General features: G+C 71.5%; 5 protein-coding genes. 1 reads left to right on the top strand and 4 read right to left on the bottom strand.

The annotated features are described in order from the left end of the window. The 4 genes from ACYVE7_RS28920 to ACYVE7_RS28935 all read right to left on the bottom strand — a co-directional run. Window positions 1-591 (bottom strand): GNAT family N-acetyltransferase (locus ACYVE7_RS28920; RefSeq protein WP_460369025.1); only part of this gene is annotated, 591 nt, incomplete at its 3' end. Between the two features lie 64 nt (window positions 592-655). Further along, window positions 656-1,675 carry a hemolysin family protein gene (locus tag ACYVE7_RS28925; RefSeq protein ID WP_460369027.1) on the bottom strand — a complete coding sequence of 340 codons (1,020 nt, stop codon included), beginning with the start codon at window positions 1,673-1,675 and terminating at the stop codon, window positions 656-658. Continuing rightward, window positions 1,672-2,970, bottom strand: coding sequence for a hemolysin family protein (locus tag ACYVE7_RS28930; protein WP_460369029.1), 1,299 nt, complete (start codon window positions 2,968-2,970; stop codon window positions 1,672-1,674). Before ACYVE7_RS28930 ends, ACYVE7_RS28925 begins: the two co-directional genes overlap by 4 nt. A gap of 83 nt (window positions 2,971-3,053) precedes the next feature. After that, window positions 3,054-3,701, bottom strand: coding sequence for a TetR/AcrR family transcriptional regulator (locus ACYVE7_RS28935; protein ID WP_460369031.1), 648 nt, complete (start codon window positions 3,699-3,701; stop codon window positions 3,054-3,056). Window positions 3,702-3,799: 98 nt separating this feature from the next. Here ACYVE7_RS28935 and ACYVE7_RS28940 point away from each other — a divergent pair, with 98 nt between their 5' ends. Then, window positions 3,800-4,660 (top strand): metal-dependent hydrolase, encoded by an 861-nt coding sequence (locus tag ACYVE7_RS28940; RefSeq protein WP_460369033.1) that lies wholly within the window; start codon window positions 3,800-3,802, stop codon window positions 4,658-4,660. Window positions 4,661-4,966 lie beyond the last annotated feature (306 nt).

Below are 4,966 nucleotides of genomic sequence, written 5' to 3' on the forward strand. Positions count from 1 at the left end.
CTCCCGCAGCCCGTGCGCCGCGCCCTCGGGCGGTGCGACGGTGACCGGCCGGCCCTCAGCCGCGGCCACCGCCTCGGCGGAGTCCAGCCGCCAGACGGTCAGCACCCGGTCGGATTCGTCCCCGCCGTTGATCTGGTCGTCCATCGCCCCGTAGAACGACTCGTAGTACTCCTCCGGACGCGCGCCCAGCTTCACCAGGTTGAAGTGGGCGTTCCGCCGCACCAGCGGATCATAGGTCCAGGTGATCATGGTCAGCCCGCGGGCCAGCGCCCACGCGCGCTGGTGCCGTTTCAGCGCGAGACCGGCGCCGGCCCCCGGCACCGCCCCGGTGATGTGCGAGTGCAGCACGGTCCCGACGGGCGCCGCGAAGAACCCCACCGACGCCCCGGCCAGCCGTCCCCGCGCGTACGCCCCGACGAGGTAGTTCCCCGCGTGGGACAGCGCCCGCATCATCTCCACCGAGACGATCGTGCCTTCCGCGCCGGTCTTCCAGATCCCGGCGAACAGCCGGTCCGCCGCTTCGAACTCCGCGATCGTCCGGAGTTCGCGCAGCTCGAGCCCGTCCCCTGCGTCCTGTGTCGTTCCTCGCACCCCCCGACCCTAGACGAGCGGGGACCCGCCGGACCTCCTCCGGTGACACAGGTGCGGGGGAAGGTCAGGCGGGGAGGAGGAGGCCGGTGAGGAGGTCGTCCAGGCTGATCAGGCCCGCGGGCGAGCCGTCGGCGGAGTGGATGAGGGCGAGCTGGCTGTGGTGGTGCTGGAGGGTGGCGATCGCGTCGGCGAGCGGCAGGTCCGCCTGGACGATCGGCACGGGATGCGCGACGGCGACCGGATCGAACGCGGCGGACTGCGCGCGCGCCAGATAGGCGTCGCGGGCGTGGACCATCCGCGGCAGCACCGCGCCGGTCTCCGACCGGAGCAGCAGCCGGGTCCGTCCGGTGGCCAGGGCGGCCTCGACGACGGTCTCGGCGTCGGCGTCGAGCGGGACCGTCGCCACCTGGTCCAGCGGGACGATCAGCTTGTCGAGCCTGGTCGTGGGGGCGTTGAGCGCGCGGCTCAGCACGTTCCGGTCGGCCTCCTCGATCAACCCGAGCCGCCGTGACTCCTCGACGAGATGGTGGAGCTGCTCGGGGGTGCGGGAGACGGCGACCTCGTCGCGCGGCTGGACGCGCATCAGCCGCAGCAGCCCGTTGGTGATGCCGTTGAGCAGGCCCAGGAGCGGCCGGAACAGTTTGGTGAAGCCGCGGAACGGCAGCGCGAGGAGCGTCGCGGAACGTTCGGGGTGCGCGATCGCCCAGGATTTGGGCGCCATCTCGCCGACCACCATGTGCAGGAAGGTCACCAGGGTCAGCGCGATGGCGAAGGAGATGACGTGCGACATCGCCGACGACAGCCCGACGGCGTGGAACAGCGGTGTCAGCACCGAGGCGATCACCGGTTCGGAGACCACGCCGAGCCCCAGCGAGCAGATGGTGATGCCGAGCTGCGCCCCGGCCAGCATGAGCGACAGTTCCCTGATCCCCGCGACGGCCGAGGCCGCCGCGCGGCTCCCCTTCTCGGCCGCCCGCTCCAGTTTGGGGCGTTTCGCGGCGACGAGCGCGAACTCGGCGGCCACGAAGAACCCGTTGCCGAGCAGCAGCAGGACGGTCAGGGCGAGCCCGGTGCCGAGGTTCATCGCTCTTCCTCCCGGCGGACGGTCCGCAGCCGGATGCGTTCGGGGACGTGGTGGTCGATGGAGAGCACTTCGAGTTCGGTGCCGTCGACGGTCAGCTTGTCGCCGGGCCTGGCGAGCCGGCCGAGCCGCTGCTGGATCAGCCCGGCGACGGTGTCGTAGTCGCCTTCGGGCAGTTCGACCCCGGTGAGCTGGGCGAGCTCGTCGATCCGCAGACCGGCGTCGGTGTGCCACCAGCCGTCGCGTTCGCTGGCGAGCGGGTCGTCGAGGTCGTCCTCGTCGGCGATCTCGCCGACCAGTTCCTCCGCGACGTCCTCCAGAGTGATCATTCCGGCGAAGCCGCCGTACTCGTCGATCACGCAGGCGATCTCGTCGCCGCGGGCGTGCATCTGGGCGAAGACGTCGGGCAGCGGCAGGCTGGAGGGCACATTGAGCGCCCGCCTGGCGATCTCGCGGGCGGTGGACTTGCCCGCGGCCTCCGGCGGGACGGGCAGCAGCTCGCGCAGCCCGACCACCCCGACGATGTCGTCGAGCCGGTCGCCGAGCACCGGGTAGTGGGTGTGGCCGTGTTCGGCGACGATCGCGTTGAGCTCGGCGACGGTCGCGTCGGCGGGCACGGTCACGACGTCGATCCGGGGGATCATCGCCTCGTCCGCGGTGTGGTCGGAGAAGACGAGCGCCCGCTCCAGCAGGTCGACGTGTTCGTGGTCGAGGTGCTGTTCGGATTCGCCGATGATGTAGCCGAGCTCCTGGAGCGTCGCGCCGTGGTGCAGTTCCTCGACCGGTTCGATGCCGACGGCCCGCAGCAGCCGGTTGGCCGCCGAGTCGAACAGTCGGATCAGCGGCGCGGCGATCCGCAGGTAGACGAGGGTGGACGGCGCGAGCGCCCGGGCGAGGGTCTCGGGTTTGGCCATCGCGAGGTTCTTCGGCAGCAGTTCACCGAGGATCATCTGGATGACGGTCGCGAGGATCAGGCCGAGCGCCAGCGCGATGCCGCCGACGGCCGCGTCGGGCACCCCGAGCGAGCCGAGCAGCGGTGAGATCAGTTCGGCCAGCGCCGGTTTGGCGATGAAACCCACCACCAGCGTGGTGACCGTGATCCCGAGCTGTGCGCCGGACAGCATGAACGACAGGCGTTCCAGCACCCGGACGGCGCGTGCGGCCTTCTTGTCTCCGTGGTCGGCGGCGTCGGCGAGTGCCAGCCGGTCGGCGGTGACATAGGCGAATTCCTGGGCCACGAAGTAGCCCGTGGCGGCGGTCAGCACGAAGACCGCCAGCAGTCCGAGCGCGGCCGTCACCGGCCCCCCTCCTGGGAAGAAATCAACGTCCCACCTGGGACGATCCGGCAGCGCCGGAAGTTCCGATCATCCTAGGGGGCGGATCAGGAAACCTCCGAGGCGAACTGCCGGTAAGCGGCGAGGAACAGATCGGTGAGCAGGTCGGCGATGGCGTCGGGCGGGGTGTCGAGCAGCCCCAGGGCATGGTTGACCAGCAGCCCGACACAGGCGTGGGCCAGCGCCTGCGTGCCCAGGTCGAGCCGTACGCCGATCTCGACGCCCAGCCGGCGGGCGACCAGTTCGGCGTTGGCGCGCGCGAACCGGTTGATCACCTGGTTCCGTTCCGCGTCGAAGGCGAGGCGCACCCCGGCGGACTCGACGAACACCACGCGGGTGACGCGGGGGTCGTCGCAGCTCGCCCGGACGAACGCGTGCATTCCGGCGCGCGCCTGGTCTTCGAGCCGGTCGGGCGCGGCGGCCACGGCGGCGTAGGTGGCCTGGACGATCCGCTCGGTCCGCTCGGCGTACAGGGCGGCGAGCAGGGCGTCGCGGCCGGCGAACGACTCGTAGAAGTAGCGGGAGGTCAGTTCGGCGGCCTGACAGACGTTGCGGACGGTCAGTTCGCGGCGTCCGCGGGTGCCGCAGATCTCCAGGGCGGCGGCCAGCAGGCTCGCCCGGCGCTGCGCGCGCCGGTCCCGCGCGGCGAGCCCGCCGTACCTGCGGCCGGTCTCGCGGTCTTCCACATGTCCCATCCGGATTTTTCCTCAGCCACTGCGTAGGTCGCCCTAACACGATCTGACATCGTCACGAGTCAGATCGGGTTCGAGGGTAGCGAACGGACGGGAGCGACATGAGCGAGATCGACGAGCGGCATCCCCTGATCAAGGCCAGGCGGGTGGTCTTCGACTGGGAGGCGACGCCGCTGCACTGGATCCCCGGCGACCCGCTCGCCTCCCACCTCATCAACTACTTCCAGGTCCTGCTGACGACCGGCGAGAAGTGGTTCATCCAGTGCGTCCAGGACGCCGTGCCGCTGCTTCCCCCCGACGAGCTGCTGCGCGCCGAGATCCGCGGTTTCATCGGCCAGGAGATGGTGCACTCCCGCTCCCATCAGAGGGTGCTGGACCTGCTGCTGCGCCGGGAGGGCATCGACGTCCGGCCGATCACCGCGATCGCCGAGGGCAAGCTCGCCGCCCGGCCGGTCGAGATTGCCGAGCTGGCCCGCACCGCGCCGCGCCGCCACCGGGCGCGGCTGCTGTTCGAGCTGGGCGTCGTGGCGGCCGTCGAGCACTACACCGCGGTCCTGGGCCAGTGGATCATCGAGAACGACCGGCTGGACGCGGTGGGCGCCGACCCGACCATGCTCGACCTGTTCCGCTGGCACGGGGCGGAGGAGGTCGAGCACCGGTCCGTGGTGTTCGACGTCTACGAGCGGGTCGGGGGCGGCTATCCGCTGCGGGTGCTCTCGTGGGGCGTCGCCGTGTTCTTCCTGCTGCTGACGCTGGTCCAGGGCACGGCCTATCTGATGAGGGAGGACCCTTCGATCATCCGGAAGCCGACCGCGCGGCGGCTGCTGCGGTCCTACCGGGCCTCGGTGCGGCGCGGGCATCTGCCGGGGGTCGTCGCGCTCCTGCTGGGCGAGGGGCGGATCTATCTGCGGCGCGGCCACCACCCGTCGCAGGTCTGCTCGACGCGGGCGGCCCTGGACTAGCCGGGCGGCTCCCCCGCGGCCAAGGCCGCCGTCTACTGATGCGCGCAATCGACGAATCGGAAGGGCGCTCTTGTGCGGTGGGTTAATAGAGAACGGTCCGGCAGGCCGCCAGTCTGGTCCCTCCCGACGCGTCCCCTGGTGCCCGGTCTCCGCGCACCCGCGCCGGGTCGAGGAGGCACGGTGCGCGGGGTTCTGGTGCGCGGAGCGGGAACGGGACTGGCCGTCATGGCTCTGGTCGCGGGGTTGACGGCTTGCGGAGGCGGCGGCGGGGAGGCCGCCGACGGCCCGCCGGCGGCACCGTCGACG

It is taken from the genome of Actinocorallia lasiicapitis, from assembly GCF_054778695.1.

Excerpts from the sequence above, each read along its gene's own strand:
- ACYVE7_RS28925 (WP_460369027.1), bottom strand. The coding sequence starts at position 1,675 with ATGAACCTCGGCACCGGGCTCGCCCTGACCGTCCTGCTGCTGCTCGGC.
- ACYVE7_RS28935 (WP_460369031.1), bottom strand. The coding sequence starts at position 3,701 with ATGGGACATGTGGAAGACCGCGAGACCGGCCGCAGGTACGGCGGGCTC.
- ACYVE7_RS28940 (WP_460369033.1), top strand. The coding sequence starts at position 3,800 with ATGAGCGAGATCGACGAGCGGCATCCCCTGATCAAGGCCAGGCGGGTG.